The sequence below is a fragment of the Mesorhizobium sp. M7A.F.Ca.AU.002.02.1.1 genome (genome assembly GCF_003998535.1).
Lineage (GTDB): Bacteria > Pseudomonadota > Alphaproteobacteria > Rhizobiales > Rhizobiaceae > Mesorhizobium > Mesorhizobium ciceri.
The window spans coordinates 1-1,052 of sequence record NZ_RZPB01001261.1 but is presented as its reverse complement, the minus strand read 5'-3'; the positions used below and the strand labels follow the sequence as shown (position 1 = coordinate 1,052).

At 61.8% G+C, this 1,052-nt stretch carries 1 pseudogene; it reads right to left on the bottom strand.

Annotation, left to right across the window (positions count from 1 at the left end):
• Positions 1–168 precede the first annotated feature (168 nt).
• Positions 169–663, bottom strand: a pseudogene (dnaE2, locus tag EN879_RS36985) (error-prone DNA polymerase); the annotation flags it as partial.
• Between the last annotated feature and the right edge of the window lie 389 nt (positions 664–1,052).

Sequence of the window (1,052 nt, the reverse complement as noted above, 5' to 3'; positions counted from 1 at the left end):
TGGCTCTGGTTTCTCATAAACGGGGTCAGCCAGAACGCTAGATTCTCTCCTTCCGCAAGAAGCGATCGAGGTCACATGACGTGTACGGGAAAATGGGGGTTGGCTGTCGAAATAGCGCCGTTGCCGCCCTTCGTCGCGCTCCAGCTGAGCCGTCTTTTCACGGCGCTTACGTACTCCCTTAAGCGCCCACAAGGCTTCGCGCCGCGCCAAGCCTAGGTCTGGCCGGAACGCATCGGCCTCGGCCAGTTGCACGAGTGAGGCCGCCGGCACGCCGGCGCGCTGCCAAAGATCGTCGATCGAGGCGAAGGGATCGTCGGTCCTGGCCGTTATGATCGCGGCCGCGTCGGCATTGGCCAGTCCCTTGACCAGCCGCAGACCAAGGCGAACGGCGAAGCGTCCCTCCTCGTCGATCGCCTCCAGCGTGCAGTCCCAGCGGCTCGCATTGACGCAGACAGGGCGGACGTCGACCCCATGCGCCTGCGCATCGCGCACGATCTGGGCGGGAAGGTAAAAGCCCATCGGTTGCGAATTGAGCAGCGCGGCGCAGAAGACGTCGGGGTGGTGGCATTTCATCCAACTCGAGGCATAGGCGATGAGCGCGAAGCTGGCGGCATGGCTCTCGGGGAAACCATAGCTGCCAAAGCCCTCGGGCTGCTTGAAGGTGGTGGCGGCAAGTTCGGGCGTATAGCCATTCCCGCCGCGCCGACCATTGACCTTCCGCACTTCGAGCGAATTTTTTCGCCAGCGACGCCGACGAAGAGCGCGGTGAGCGACTTGCCGCCCAATGCCGACCAGCGCAGAAAACTCAACTGTGGTCAGCCACTCACTCATAGCTAGCAACCTGGCGTCGACGCGGGGCAATTCCTGAGAATCTTGTGGGCAAATGCTACATCGCGAACGTGTAGGCTATTTGACGATCGTCCCAGACCACCTCGCGGAGACAATATCAATGTCACCCCCGGCGAGTGCGGGCGCCACTCGCTCAATGAGGGTTACCAAACCTGTCGCTGGAGGTTACCAATGCGCGTGTTGGTTGGCCTTAGGTTCCCAAT